The sequence below is a fragment of the Maribacter sp. 4G9 genome (assembly GCF_002742265.1).
GTDB lineage: Bacteria > Bacteroidota > Bacteroidia > Flavobacteriales > Flavobacteriaceae > Maribacter.
On sequence record NZ_MDGL01000194.1, the window covers coordinates 100,262 to 114,241 of the forward strand.

A 13,980-nucleotide genomic window follows, 5' to 3' on the forward strand; every position below is an offset into this window, starting at 1 on the left:
TTAGGGATATAAATATAGGATCAAAATTAACCATATTAAGTGCTCAATCCATAGAATTAAGACTAATATTCGTCTAAGACCTGAAAATGATCGGTTAAAGATAACCATGATTTCATTTTACCGAAGCAAAAAGGGTTTTAATCTTTAATAATAAAACATGCTTTCCATTCACTGTTTAATTGATCATCTTTGCACTTTTAATTCTAATTACAGATAATATTTAAGAAACCAAAAAATCTTGGTATTAATCAGGATGATTAAAGGTGAATCACATCAAACTAAGTTAAAACAAATAAATAGTAACAGATGAAAAAGATTACCAAAATATGTTGTATAGGCGCGGGCTATGTTGGAGGTCCCACCATGTCCGTTATTGCCAATAAATGCCCTCATATCGTGGTCACTGTGGTAGATATCAACGAAGATCGAATTGCTCAATGGAATACCCCAAACTTGGACAATTTGCCCATTTATGAACCCGGTTTAAAGGAAATAGTACGGGAGAGCAGGGGAAAGAACCTCTTTTTTTCCACCGAGGTTGACAAGGCCATTGACGAGGCCCAAATGATATTTATCTCGGTAAATACCCCTACAAAAACCTACGGAAAAGGAAAAGGGCAGGCGGCAGACTTAAAATTTGTGGAACTCTGTGCTCGCAATATTGCCAAGGTGGCGAAGGAGGACAAGATTGTGGTTGAAAAATCTACCTTACCGGTACGCACGGCCGAGGCCATTAAAAATATACTGGACCATACCGGCAACGGTGTTGCTTTTGAAATTTTGTCCAATCCCGAATTCTTGGCCGAGGGAACCGCAATTGATGACCTATTAAATGCCGATAGGGTTTTAATAGGCGGTGATGACACCCCTACTGGAAAAGCTGCCAAAAACGCCCTGAGTAAAATTTATGAAAACTGGCTGCCTAAAGAACGTATTTTACAAACCAATGTATGGTCCTCGGAGCTTTCCAAATTGGTCGCGAATGCCTTTTTGGCCCAACGGGTTTCTTCCATTAACTCCATTTCCGCTCTTTGCGAAAAAACGGATGCCAATATTGCTGAAATTTCCAGGGCAATTGGTTTCGATAGTAGAATTGGGCCTAAGTTTTTGAATGCCTCCGTAGGTTTTGGAGGGTCTTGTTTTCAAAAGGACATCTTAAACTTGGTTTATATCGCACGAAGTTTTGGATTAAAGGAAGTGGCCGACTATTGGGAGCACGTTGTTATGATGAACGACTTCCAAAAACGGCGATTCGCCAATCACATTATTCAAACCTTGTACAACACGGTTTCCGGCAAAAAAATTGTATTATATGGTTGGGCCTTTAAAAAGGATACTAACGATACGCGTGAATCGGCAGCTATCCATGTAGCCGATGCTTTAATGGAAGAACGTGCGGAACTTGTCATCTATGACCCCAAAGTTAGTGAGGATAGAATTTATGCCGATTTGGATTATTTAGAAACCCGTTCTCCAGCAGAAAATAGGGCCCTCTTAAAAGTTGTTTCCGACCCTACAGAAGCTAGTAGGGAAGCCCATGCCATTGCAGTTGTAACAGAATGGGATGAATTTAAGTCTTATGATTGGACTAAAATTTATGAACTTATGTTAAAGCCTGCCTTTGTATTTGACGGTAGGCGTATTTTGGACACCCAAAAAATGAGGCAAATTGGATTCAACTATTATAAAATTGGAGAAGCATGAAAATTTTAGTAACCGGAGCGTCGGGATTCATTGGTTTTCACCTAGTTAAGTCCCTTTTGGATAGTGGATATATTGTAGTTGGTTTGGACAATATCAACGACTACTATGATGTTCATCTAAAATATGCACGAATGGCTGAGTTGGGTGTTGACCAAAGCAAAGCCGAACCATGGGGCGTAATTTCCCAAAGCAGTACTTTTTCCAATTTTTCATTTATTCGTATGAGTTTGGAAAATCGTATAGAGCTTCCAAAATTGTTCAAGAAGGAAAAGTTTGATGTGGTTTGTAACTTAGCCGCGCAAGCCGGTGTGCGCTACAGCTTGGAAAACCCCGAAGCCTATATGGATAGCAATATGGTGGGTTTCTTGAATATTTTAGAATGCTGTCGCCACTATGCTATAAAACATTTAATTTATGCGAGTAGCTCAAGTGTATATGGTCTGAACAAAAAAGTTCCTTTTGAAACTGATGATCGTGTTGATTATCCGATAAGTCTTTATGCTGCCACCAAAAAAAGCAATGAACTTTTCGCCTATACCTATAGCCACTTATTTGCCATTCCTACAACGGGGCTTCGTTTCTTTACTGTATATGGGCCTTGGGGGCGCCCTGATATGGCCTACTACACCTTTACAAAATCTATTTTGGAGGGCAGGCCCATTCCCATTTTTAATAATGGCGATTTATCACGGGACTTTACCTATATTGACGATATTGTAAGAGGTTTGAACTTAATTGTCCAGGAAGGCTTTAAACCGAGCAAAGAACTTAAAACCAATGCCGCAATCTACAATATTGGAAGGGGAAAGCCTGTAAACCTTATGGATTTCGTCAACACAATCGGACAACATCTAAACAAGAAGGCTAGAATCAATATGTTGCCCATGCAAGACGGGGATGTATATACAACTTGGGCCAATACGGAAGCACTTCAAAAGAACTACGGTTACACCCCTAAAATTGATTTGAATATTGGGGTTAAAAAATTTATTGATTGGTATACTGCATACCACTAAGTTATTCTATCATTGCAAACCAAACAACATTGGAGCTTATGAAAATTGGTATTATAGGATTGGGCTATGTTGGCCTACCCTTAGGGGCATTGTTCGCCAGAAAATACTCCGTAGTGGGTTTTGATATCAATCCTAAACGTGTAGAAGAAATCAATGCTGGAAAGGACACTACACTTGAACTAACGGATATGGATTTGGAAAGTGTACTGACCTCAAAGAACAAGTCTAAAGTTATAGGTCTTATATGTACCACGGAAATAAAAGATCTAGAGGATTGCACGGTGTATATAGTTACCGTCCCAACACCGGTAGATGATACCAAACGTCCTGTGTTTACCCCTCTAATCAAGGCCAGTGAAACCGTTGGAAAAGTATTGAAAAAAGGGGATGTTGTAATTTATGAATCTACAGTATACCCAGGAGCCACAGAGGAAATATGCATTCCGGAACTGGAGAAATCCAGCGGCCTTGTTTTCAATAGCGATTTTTTTGCGGGATATTCTCCTGAACGTATTAATCCAGGGGACAAACATCATACAGTAGAAAAAATTCTAAAAGTTACATCGGGTTCCACCCCAGAAATTGCGCGAAAAGTAGATGATTTGTACGCTTCGGTCATATCGGCAGGTACGCATTTGGCACCAACCATAAAGGTAGCTGAAGCTTCCAAGGTCATTGAAAACACCCAAAGGGATATTAATATCGCCTTTATGAATGAACTGGCCAAAATTTTCTACTTGTTGGGAATTGATACGAATGATGTTCTCGCTGCAGCCGGTACCAAATGGAATTTCCTGCCATTTAAGCCGGGATTGGTCGGTGGCCACTGTATTGGTGTGGATCCTTATTATTTGGCCCAGAAAGCCCAAGAAAATGGCTACAACCCAGATTTAATTTTAGCCGGTAGACGTATTAATGATGGTATGGGAGAATACGTTAGCTCTCAAATTATTAAGCTGATGTTAAAGCACGACCTACAAGTGAAAGATGCTAAAGTATTGATTATGGGGATAACTTTTAAGGAAGACTGTCCGGACATTAGAAACACAAAAGTAGTGGATATGATCAAGCATTTAAACGAATACAGGGTAGAGACTACTATTTATGATCCATGGGCTAATCCAGAGGAAGTATACAATGAATACGGACTAAACACCACACAAGTCGTACCAGAAGAAACATTTGATCTTTTAATTCTGGCGGTTGCACACAAAGAATTTCTCGAAAGCGACCTCTCCCCTTTTAAACATGAAAAAACACTGGTATACGATATTAAGGGTAAATTGAAGGATGGTTATACCGCAAGGCTTTAAAAGCTTTTACTTTAGAGCCTAGAGTTATGACTTAGGGTTGAAAATGCAACGAACCGATATATAGAGTTAAAAAAATTAGGTATCCACTATTCTCCTTCACATCATTTTATCAAGTTTTTCTGACATTTAAACCAATATTAACTGCCGTAGACCGTTATGGTTGTTATCTTTAACAAGTGAAATGCGGGAAATCGGTAAGAAAAAAATATTGCTTTTATAACTTTAATTCGTATTTCTAAAGGTATTCGCATTAATAAAAAATTATATTTCAAAAATGAACAACACTTCCACCTTACCTAGAACCTCAACCAAACCCTTAGCAGCCGCAGAAAAGGTATATCCAATTGCCCTAGAGCTTAGGGAAGAAACCGAAAAATCCAGAAAGCTTGCTAGTCCTATTGTTGAAAAACTGGCCGAACAGGGTCTTTTTAGAATGGCCCTTCCCAAATTCTTGGGAGGTATCGAAGACAATCCTGTAGAAACATTAAATGTATATGAGCTCTTAAGCAGTGCTGAAGCATCGGTGGCTTGGATCACTTGGAACAACCATTTGGCCTGTACTTTTGGTAGATATTTGAATAAGGAGGACATGAAAGCCGTATATGGCAATCCTATGCATGTCTATGCCAATTCTACCAGACCGGAAGGATTTGCCAAGAAAGTGGCAGGGGGCTATATGGTTTCTGGACGTTGGACTTTGGTATCCGGATGCGAATTAGCAGATTGGTTTGTTTTGCGTTGTTTGGTTACCTCAGATGAAAATCCGGTAACCCTAGGTCCCGGTGCGGTCTTAAAACTCGTTTTTCTACCTAAAAAACAGGTAAAGATTATTGACACATGGAGTGTAGGTGGATTGAGGGGAACCGGTAGTCATGATATTGAAGTGGAAGAAACCTTTGTACCGGAAAATTTAGCCGTTGGTTTTGAAGATGATGTACCTTTAAAAACGCCCTACAGTAGATTACCTATTGGATGTATCAATGCTTCCGGGAACGCCGCTATGTCCTTAGGCCTATTACGCGGTGCACTGGACGAACTTACCCAAATGTGCCTTGAACGTGTAACTCCTGGCAAAAACCCAGATTTGAGGGATAGACCAACGGTTCAGGCCGCATTGGCAAAGGGAAATACTATTTTAAAGGCTCATAGGATAGAACTCCACCGTGCAGTAGACGCGCTTTGGCAGGCATCTGTAAATGGCGAGTCTTTTTCCGATGAACTTTTAGCTGATATCTGGTCGGCATCTTGTGAAGCGGCCTCCGCTTCAAGGGCCATGATTACTGAACTATTTGCCGTTGCCGGAACATCATCCCTCTATACTAAATATAGAATAGAGCGAATCCATAGGGATATCCATGCCGTACTACAACACGGCATTGTGCAACCGCATTGGATGAACCAAGCCGGTATGGCCTATGCAGGACTTAAACCCACTGCGGCAATGTTTGGTATCTAAATAAATGCTATTAAACCCTATTTGGCAGCTAGTTTTTAAAAAAGATATCAAAATTTTAAAAATCGATATGATTGAAATACTAAAGGATAAAATAGATTGGGTAGGTGCTTTGAACACCATTAATCATACGGATTTTTATTTTTCCTACGATTACCATCATTTTTCTAAAAACCAAGGAGAGGAACCCATACTTATTAAATATTCTACAAAGGAGGGTGTATTGCTCTTACCCTTACTTTTAAGAAAAATAGAAGGGACAGTGTTTAAAGATGCGATATCTGTTTATGGGTATGCGGGTGTTTTGACTAACATACCTCTCGAAAACTTTGATCGGGACATGTTTCAGAAAACACTTCACAATTTTTTTAAGGACAACCAGATTATTTCTGTTTTCTCGAGGTTACATCCCTTTATGGAATATCAAGATGAAATATTGGAAGGCTTGGGGAGTATATCCGACCAGGGCATGGTTGTTTATTTGGAATTATCCTTACCCATAGATGTGCAGCGGGCTGGTTTTAATCGCCGGTTGAAAACCTATTTAAATAAAGCTCGTAAAGTATGTACGGTATCCATGGGTACCACTGAGGAAGAATTGGATGCCTTTATCCATCTTTATCACGAAAACATGAAACGGGTTGAGGCAACAGAGAGTTATTACTTTGATAAGCCCTATTTTGATGCCCTAATGGCCAGTAAAGACTACGAACCTTGCTTAATGGTGTGCAGGGACAATGAGACCCAACAAATAATTGCTGGGGCAATTTTTGTCAAAAAGGATAATATGGTACAATATCATTTATCTGGACTTCATGAGGATTTTTTTGAGCTTAACCCTATTAAACTGATAATCGATGAAATGCGACTTATGGTCTCCGAAGAAGGGTATGAGTTCATGAACCTTGGTGGCGGACGGGGTGGCAGCAATGAGGACTCCTTGTTTCGTTTTAAAAGTGGGTTTTCCAAAGCATTTAAGAAATTTAAACTTTGGAAATATATTGTCGATGAAGAAGCTTACCAGATATTAATTGAAGAGCATTTTTCAAAGTATGATGATATTAATCTGAATGAAATTTCCTATTTTCCGGCATATAGAGCCGATGTTACAGAATTTTCTGAAGCCAAATAACCTGAAAATTGCATCATTTTAATGATTCAATTTCAATTGAGAATTAGTTTGGCACATCATAAATTTTTCTATAATCTACTATAGAGAACAAAATAACAATTTATTCAAGTTTAATTTTACAATAGTCATAAATGATGAAGATTTTAAACAATTTGTTTAGTACAAGATTTTTTGAGTAAATAATAAATCCATTTTTTAGCAATTTCTTTCTACAAATCGAGTTAAAAGCATAGTACATCGTTAAAAACAAATATTAATTGCAAACCCATAAGTTATTTTATAATCTTTGTATAGATATGGAAAAAATCACGGAATCATTAACCGATAATCTTAAAACGGCTATAAACGCAGCAGTATCAGGTGGAATAGAAATCATGGAAATTTATAAAAAACCAAATTTCTCTTCTGAGTTAAAGCAAAATAATTCTCCTTTAACGGAGGCCGATTTAGCAGCCAATAGGATAATCAACGAGTATTTGGAAAGGACAAATATCCCAATTATCAGCGAAGAAAATAAAAATTTGGACTTTAGCGAACGAAAAAACTGGGATACGTGCTGGATTGTAGACCCTTTAGACGGTACAAAAGAATTTATAAAAAGAAATGGTGAGTTTACTGTGAACATTGCGCTATGTCATTTTGGAAAACCTATTCTTGGTGTTATCTATGTTCCTGTTTCAAGAGAGTTATACTACGCCAACGTGAACGAAGGTGCTGCTTTCAAATCTATTTTAAATGAAAGTCATATGTTTTCAAAAGAACTTTATCGGGATGAAGACAGGATTTTCAGCAATAAATTGGATGAGGAAGTTGTTAGGGTCGTAGGTAGTCGATCCCACATGAACCAAGATACCCAAGAATTCATTTCAAAATTAAAAAATGATGTGAAAAATGTGGAAATTGTCTCAAAGGGAAGTTCCTTAAAATTTTGTCTAGTTGCTGAAGGAAAAGCTGATGTCTATCCAAGATTTGCCCCAACAATGGAGTGGGATACTGCGGCTGGGCATGCAATTTGCAATGCAACAGGGTTAAAAGTTATTTCACAGGAAACCAATGAAGAGTTACCTTATAACAAGGAAAACCTGTTAAACCCCTACTTTTTGGTAACCAAATAATTCCATGGGAAAAATTTCGCGATTTATGGGGAAAATATCCCATAAAAGACATATTGCAAAAACTATAACATGGCGTTTGGTCGGGTCATTAGACACCATAATATTATCCTGGATAATTACTGGCAATCCTACAACGGGAGTAAAGATTGGATTATCGGAAGTTTTCACAAAGATGATTCTTTATTATTTACACGAACGTGCGTGGGTAAAAGTAAAGATTCCAGAAAGCAGAAAAAGACATTTATTTAAAACAGTATCTTGGCGATTAATCGGTACTGTAGATACAATTATTGTCTCATGGATAATTTCAGGTGACCCAATGACAGGATTACAGATTGGAGGCTTTGAAATAATAACCAAGATGATATTATATTACTTTCATGAAAGAGCGTGGTACCGTATAAATTTCGGTTTGGATAAAATTATAAGGTCAAAGACATGGAAAAAAATTTAGTAACACAATCTTATAAAATCGGCATATCCGAAAGAAGATCCAAAAAAGGGCATAATTCATTTTTAATATTTTTTACCGGCTTATCTGGATCAGGTAAATCCACTTTGGCAAATGCGCTAGAACAAAAATTATTTGATTTAAATATTAACACCTATGTTCTAGATGGGGATAATGTCCGACAAGGTATAAACAGTAATCTTACTTTTGAACCCAAAGATCGATCCGAAAACCTAAGAAGAATTGGAGAAGTATCCAAGCTTTTTATTGATGCAGGCTTAGTAACTATTGCTGCGTTTATAGCACCCTACAGGAAGGACAGGGAGTTTATAAAAAAAACCGTTGGCGCAAATAATTATGTAGAGGTTTTTGTGAATGCAAGTTTGGAGGTATGTGAAAAAAGAGATGTTAAGGGGCTTTATAAAAAAGCAAGAAATGGGGAAATAAAAAATATGACTGGAATATCCTCACCATATGAAAAACCTTTAAACCCTAATATCGAAGTCTCGCATGAAAATACTGTAGAGGAATGCGTAAATATCATTTTTAATGAAATTAAAAACCAATTAAAACTCTAATATGAGTAAATATTATTTAAATTATTTAGATGAACTTGAGGCAGAGGCTATTTATGTGCTTCGTGAAGTATGGGCCCAGTTTCAAAATCCTGTAATTCTTTTTTCAGGAGGTAAAGATTCTATCCTTGTAACACATTTGGCTAAAAAAGCATTTTATCCCGCCAAGATTCCCTTTCCATTAATGCATGTAGATACGGGTCACAATTTCCCCGAAACCATAAAATTCAGGGATGACACTTTAAAAGAGCTTGGAGTAAACCTTATTGTCGGTTCAGTTCAAGAATCTATTGACCAAGGAAGGGTAGCGGAAGAAAAAGGAAAAAATGCTACGCGAAATGCACTACAAATAACCACCTTGTTGGATGCTATTGAAACCAATAAGGTAGACTGTGCTATTGGTGGTGGACGAAGGGATGAAGAAAAGGCACGGGCCAAAGAACGGTTCTTTTCCCACCGTGATGATTTCGGGCAATGGGATCCAAAAAATCAAAGGCCTGAGCTTTGGAATCTTTTTAATGGCAAACATTTTGAAGGAGAGCACTTTAGGGCATTTCCTATAAGTAATTGGACTGAAATGGACGTCTGGAATTACATCTGCAGAGAAAATATTGCCATTCCTTCTTTATATTTTGCCCATGAACGCGAGGTTGTCTGGAGAAGTGACTCTTGGATTCCAAACTCGGAATTTCTAAAATTAGAAGAAGGAGAGAAAATAGTTACTAAAAAAATCAGGTTCAGGACTTTAGGAGATATTACTATAACCGGAGGCATTGAATCTGATGCAGATACTCTTGAAAAGATTGCCGAGGAAGTGTCGGGCATGAGACAAACCGAGAGAGGAAACAGAACAGACGATAAACGATCTGAAAGCGCCATGGAAGATAGAAAAAGACAAGGGTATTTTTAAAATGAAAAAAATGGAACTAAACAACAACCAATTATTACGATTTACGACTGCCGGTAGTGTGGACGATGGGAAAAGTACCCTTATAGGCAGGTTGCTCTATGATTCAAAATCTATTTTTGAAGATCAATTACAGGCCATTGAAAATACCAGTCAAAAGAAGGGACATGAAGGTGTCGATTTAGCTTTGTTCACTGATGGGCTTAAAGATGAACGCGAACAGGGAATAACCATTGATGTAGCCTATAGATACTTTACAACACCTAAACGTAAATTTATAATTGCTGATACACCAGGCCATATCCAGTATACTAGAAATATGGTTACTGGTGCATCCACTGCCAATGCTGCGATAATATTGGTTGATGCTAGGCACGGGGTTATCGAGCAAACTAAAAGACACTCTTTTATTGCTTCACTCCTACAAATTCCACATTTAGTTGTTTGTATCAACAAAATGGATTTGGTTGATTTCCAAGAAAAGGTTTATGATAACATCGTAGCCCAATATCAGGACTTTGCCTCAAAATTACTTGTACAAGATGTCCGTTTTATTCCTATGAGTGCTCTACTTGGAGACAATGTTGTAAATAAGTCGGAAAATATGACATGGTACCATGGAGCACCTTTACTACATACCTTAGAAACCATTCATATAAGTAGTGATTTTAATAGCGTAGATGCTCGTTTCCCTGTACAGACCGTGTTACGACCCCAAAGAGAGGGTTTTATTGATTACCGCGGTTATGCCGGCCGCATATCCAGTGGTATCTTTAGACCTGGAGATGAGGTCACCGTTATGCCATCTGGTTTTACCTCAAAAGTTAAAACCGTAGAAGGTCCAAAGGGAGAATTAACCGAAGCGTATGCACCTATGTCTATTTCCATGACCCTTGAAGATGATATTGATATTAGTAGAGGTGATATGATTGTGCGTTCAAATAACAAACCAGAACCTGCACAAGACCTGGAAGTTATGCTTTGCTGGATGAACAATTCCTCCGCACGCCCAAGAGCAAAATATCTAGTAAGGCACACTACAAACGAGCAGACTGCGATGATAAAGGAAATAATGTACAAAATAGATATAGAGACTTTAGGGCGTAACTTTGATGATAAGGAGATTCGAATGAATGACATTCTCAAAGTAAAAATAAGGACTACAAAACCATTAATGATTGACTCCTATAGGGAAAATAGGGCCACAGGTAGTTTAATTTTGATTGATGAAACAACGAATGAAACAGTTGCAGCAGGGATGATAATTTAATTGATAATTGATTTTTTGAGTAAACTTTATTTCAGAAAAAAGATTAGGATATTCTGATAGGTAAGTCCTTAAAATAAAATTAAAAAATTCATCTTAAGATATGGAAAAATAATTTGATATCAACAAAATTGGTTAATCCCTGAATTTTAGAAATTAAACTCTTTTAATACTGGGTTTTCATAAATCCCTTTTTCATCTAATATTATTTATACTTTTTCATAAATACTAATTCTTAAATTTTAATTAGTAAACAACAATTTCTCTTTCATAATGAAATATATATACATAACAGGGCGTGGTCGCAGTGGCAGTACAGTGATTGATGCCATGTTGGGTAACTCCAAATCCATTGAAAGTGTGGGCGAATTAGTCTCCGGAATGGGAAGAATTAATGCAATGTGCAGTTGTGGAAAAATGATGAAGGATTGTAATTATTGGATAGAAATTCGAAATGATTTCGAATCAAAATTTTCTAAAAACTGGGATGAATTTTCTAGGGATACTGTAAAATCCGGACATATCAAATACTTTCTATCCACATTATTTAGCAATTCCACATTTTATAAGGTCTTGGCAAAAGACACCCAATTATTTACCAAAATATTATTACAAGGGGTAGGTAAAAAAGCTCTTCTAGATTCGTCAAAAAATCCTAATAGGGCATTATTCTTAGCCAAATTTTATTCAGACTCTAAAATTATACATTTGGTAAAACACCCTGATGGTGTAGCTGCAAGCAAATATAAATTTATCGGAAGAGGTAAGGGTTACAAATTTTTAAGAAGAACTTATCTTAATCCCAAACTTGCGCCATTATATATGACCGTAGAGGCTATTTCTTGGATGGTAGGAAACTCCATGATAGGGCTTATAAAATGGATTAAGCCGGATAAGGTTATGATTGTAAAATATGAAGATTTTGGGTCAAGACCTGAATTTATATTCAAGAAGCTTTCGAGGTTCTTAGATATAGACCTCACTGAAATTCAGAATGCCGTAACCAATGGTCATCCTTTGACTTTTGGCCACACAATTGGTGGTAACGGTGTTAGAAACGAAGAAACATTTGTTTTCAACACAACCAAAGGGAAAAAAAGACCAATGCCAGCTTTTTATAAGTTGTTAATTAGAATATTTTGTTGGCCTCTTATGCTTCTTTATGGGTATAAAATTATTTGATTTTATCGAATTTTTTTCAGCTTAGACTGGATTTCCACTAAGCAATATAAAAAATATTTATACTTACTACTTCTAATAGCTTATTTTTTGAGTAGAGAAATGACCTGACACTAAAGAAGCCTTTGTTATTTAACAATTTTTGAATATTATTTTTTGAATTAATTATTGCACATACTCAATATAAGTATAACGCTGTAGCCTATAATCGATAAGGAGGTAATTTATATTTGATAATTTGACAAATTTGGTCCTAAATCAAAATGTAATTTTAATGAAATGTTTAAGAACTTAAGTCACTTTAACTTTAGTCCCTACCAGGAACAACATCCTCATAAGTTCCTGGACCTTTCCAAACCCTATATTCATCAAAATAAACATTCCCTTTTGGAGTATTTTTAGAGGACCAATAAACTCCTATTGTGTGCTTAATCTCACCTGTGTATGGAATACCACTTACATTGGCATAACGATAAGTTGTAGTACCAGTCTTATCAACAATTTTTTCACCGTTAACCCATATTTCCAAAAATCCATCCGTAGGGTCTAACTCCCAATGTATAACAATATCAATCCATTCATCCAACTTATAATTAAAATAAGTATTTTCAGTACCTGTACTCGCACCACTACTTTGTATTTCATCGACCATCTTTTTATCAGTTGAAGTAGCAAAATACATTTTACCTTGAGGTCCTTGTCTTAAAGTCACAGGGTTGACACCTCCATAATCAGGAGAACCTTCCGGGCGCATATTTCTAAACTGTGCATAAACCCTAGAATTTTCGGCAGCCTCCTTAACCTTAATGGAAAAGCCGATCCAATGTTCGTCCCAGCTTGATACTCTATTTCTGTGAAGCTCATTTCTGGTAATATTGTCATTATAATCACCTAGCCATACTGCGCGTTTACCTTTTCTAGCATCATTTGTTACTCTAGGCTCACCTCTATTGGATTCATATTCCCATTTGTTATCACCTGAACCGGTTAAATTCCATTGGTCCGTTTCAAAATCTGAATACCAAATCAGTTTGCCCTTATTTGTAATAGTCACACTTCCAGTTTCCGTACTAACAGATGAGTCATCATTAACAGCTTCAGTAGTATAACTAAAAGTATCCGAAAACTCTTCTGCTTCTGTAACCTCAACCCTTGGCACATAAGTCAAGGTATTATTTTCATTTATAGTCACATTACCATTTTCGGGAGTAGAAGTTTCGGAAATTACAACATTTCCCAATTCATTGAACCGGTCATTATTTAAAACGTCCAATACTATGCTATTGGAACTTTTAAGAAAAAATTCGTCATTAACTACATATTTTTGAATATCAATACTTTGATCTCTGTTAATGACATAGTCAGATAGTAAGTCCGCATCCTTACTACAGGACTGAAAAAAAAGAATAAGACATAAAAGACAAGCCATGCGTGTTGGATTTAGTAGGTTTCGCATCATGGTAAAGTTAATTAAACAAGATTTAGGAATTTAAAAAATTGGGTTTTTTTTATTTAACGCTGAAATTTTACAATAACGATGTAAATGTGTGTTTTTTCGATGAACTGCAGTTATTGATCCTCAATATTACGAGTATAGATTACTTTTTGGATTAAAAAAAAATCTGTTTTCGATAAAAAGCATTTTTTTTTAACATTTCATTATATTTTGCCTTTTTTAATAAACTTTCTACCTATGCAATAAATTAAAAAGGATTAAAAATTGCCAACTTAATTTTGGCTTCTAGGTTTTGGATTGTCAAAGCAATAAATATGCTCTATCGGTAACCAGAAAGCTGATTGTTTTAAAATAGAATTTGACAAATCATATTTAAGGTGGAGTTTTAACAACATTTATTGAAACTATTCGT

General features: G+C 36.6%; 12 protein-coding genes. 11 read left to right on the forward strand and 1 reads right to left on the reverse strand.

Annotated features, from left to right (window positions below; translation table 11 throughout):
- Positions 1 to 306: 306 nt before the first annotated feature.
- The 11 genes from BFP75_RS21065 (at position 307) to BFP75_RS21115 (ending at position 12,115) form a co-directional block, all read left to right on the forward strand.
- Positions 307 to 1,704, forward strand: coding sequence for a nucleotide sugar dehydrogenase (locus BFP75_RS21065; protein ID WP_099547285.1), 1,398 nt, complete (start codon positions 307 to 309; stop codon positions 1,702 to 1,704).
- Positions 1,701 to 2,720, forward strand: coding sequence for an NAD-dependent epimerase/dehydratase family protein (locus tag BFP75_RS21070; protein ID WP_099547286.1), 1,020 nt, complete (start codon positions 1,701 to 1,703; stop codon positions 2,718 to 2,720). Before BFP75_RS21065 ends, BFP75_RS21070 begins: the two co-directional genes overlap by 4 nt.
- A 38-nt stretch (positions 2,721 to 2,758) precedes the next feature.
- Complete coding sequence (locus BFP75_RS21075; RefSeq protein ID WP_099547287.1) at positions 2,759 to 4,033, forward strand: nucleotide sugar dehydrogenase; 1,275 nt, start codon at positions 2,759 to 2,761, stop codon at positions 4,031 to 4,033.
- A gap of 274 nt (positions 4,034 to 4,307) precedes the next feature.
- Complete coding sequence (locus BFP75_RS21080) at positions 4,308 to 5,489, forward strand: acyl-CoA dehydrogenase family protein (protein ID WP_099547288.1); 1,182 nt, start codon at positions 4,308 to 4,310, stop codon at positions 5,487 to 5,489.
- A gap of 67 nt (positions 5,490 to 5,556) precedes the next feature.
- Positions 5,557 to 6,618, forward strand: a complete 1,062-nt coding sequence (locus BFP75_RS21085; protein WP_165776653.1) for a peptidoglycan bridge formation glycyltransferase FemA/FemB family protein — start codon at positions 5,557 to 5,559, stop codon at positions 6,616 to 6,618.
- A gap of 296 nt (positions 6,619 to 6,914) precedes the next feature.
- Positions 6,915 to 7,733, forward strand: a complete 819-nt coding sequence (gene cysQ / locus BFP75_RS21090; RefSeq protein WP_099547290.1) for a 3'(2'),5'-bisphosphate nucleotidase CysQ — start codon at positions 6,915 to 6,917, stop codon at positions 7,731 to 7,733.
- Positions 7,734 to 7,737: 4 nt separating this feature from the next.
- Positions 7,738 to 8,187, forward strand: coding sequence for a DUF2061 domain-containing protein (locus BFP75_RS21095; protein ID WP_240531864.1), 450 nt, complete (start codon positions 7,738 to 7,740; stop codon positions 8,185 to 8,187).
- Positions 8,172 to 8,762, forward strand: a complete 591-nt coding sequence (gene cysC / locus BFP75_RS21100; protein WP_099547291.1) for an adenylyl-sulfate kinase — start codon at positions 8,172 to 8,174, stop codon at positions 8,760 to 8,762. Before BFP75_RS21095 ends, cysC begins: the two co-directional genes overlap by 16 nt.
- Before the next feature lies 1 nt (position 8,763).
- On the forward strand, positions 8,764 to 9,669 hold the full coding sequence (gene cysD / locus BFP75_RS21105) for a sulfate adenylyltransferase subunit CysD (RefSeq protein WP_099547292.1): 906 nt from the start codon (positions 8,764 to 8,766) through the stop codon (positions 9,667 to 9,669).
- 10 nt (positions 9,670 to 9,679) lie between these two features.
- Positions 9,680 to 10,936: a sulfate adenylyltransferase subunit 1 gene (locus BFP75_RS21110; protein ID WP_099547321.1), complete on the forward strand. Its 1,257-nt coding sequence runs from the start codon at positions 9,680 to 9,682 to the stop codon at positions 10,934 to 10,936.
- Between the two features lie 270 nt (positions 10,937 to 11,206).
- Positions 11,207 to 12,115: a sulfotransferase gene (locus tag BFP75_RS21115; RefSeq protein WP_099547293.1), complete on the forward strand. Its 909-nt coding sequence runs from the start codon at positions 11,207 to 11,209 to the stop codon at positions 12,113 to 12,115.
- A 304-nt stretch (positions 12,116 to 12,419) separates the two neighbouring features.
- On the opposite strand, the gene BFP75_RS21120 is transcribed toward BFP75_RS21115, so the two are convergent.
- Complete coding sequence (locus tag BFP75_RS21120) at positions 12,420 to 13,571, reverse strand: heparin lyase I family protein (RefSeq protein ID WP_099547294.1); 1,152 nt, start codon at positions 13,569 to 13,571, stop codon at positions 12,420 to 12,422.
- Between the last annotated feature and the right edge of the window lie 409 nt (positions 13,572 to 13,980).

Excerpts from the sequence above, each read along its gene's own strand:
- BFP75_RS21065 (WP_099547285.1), top strand. The coding sequence starts at position 307 with ATGAAAAAGATTACCAAAATATGTTGTATAGGCGCGGGCTATGTTGGA.
- BFP75_RS21070 (WP_099547286.1), top strand. The coding sequence starts at position 1,701 with ATGAAAATTTTAGTAACCGGAGCGTCGGGATTCATTGGTTTTCACCTA.
- BFP75_RS21075 (WP_099547287.1), top strand. The coding sequence starts at position 2,759 with ATGAAAATTGGTATTATAGGATTGGGCTATGTTGGCCTACCCTTAGGG.
- BFP75_RS21080 (WP_099547288.1), top strand. The coding sequence starts at position 4,308 with ATGAACAACACTTCCACCTTACCTAGAACCTCAACCAAACCCTTAGCA.
- BFP75_RS21085 (WP_165776653.1), top strand. The coding sequence starts at position 5,557 with ATGATTGAAATACTAAAGGATAAAATAGATTGGGTAGGTGCTTTGAAC.
- cysQ (WP_099547290.1), top strand. The coding sequence starts at position 6,915 with ATGGAAAAAATCACGGAATCATTAACCGATAATCTTAAAACGGCTATA.
- BFP75_RS21095 (WP_240531864.1), top strand. The coding sequence starts at position 7,738 with ATGGGAAAAATTTCGCGATTTATGGGGAAAATATCCCATAAAAGACAT.
- cysC (WP_099547291.1), top strand. The coding sequence starts at position 8,172 with ATGGAAAAAAATTTAGTAACACAATCTTATAAAATCGGCATATCCGAA.
- cysD (WP_099547292.1), top strand. The coding sequence starts at position 8,764 with ATGAGTAAATATTATTTAAATTATTTAGATGAACTTGAGGCAGAGGCT.
- BFP75_RS21110 (WP_099547321.1), top strand. The coding sequence starts at position 9,680 with ATGGAACTAAACAACAACCAATTATTACGATTTACGACTGCCGGTAGT.
- BFP75_RS21115 (WP_099547293.1), top strand. The coding sequence starts at position 11,207 with ATGAAATATATATACATAACAGGGCGTGGTCGCAGTGGCAGTACAGTG.
- BFP75_RS21120 (WP_099547294.1), bottom strand. The coding sequence starts at position 13,571 with ATGATGCGAAACCTACTAAATCCAACACGCATGGCTTGTCTTTTATGT.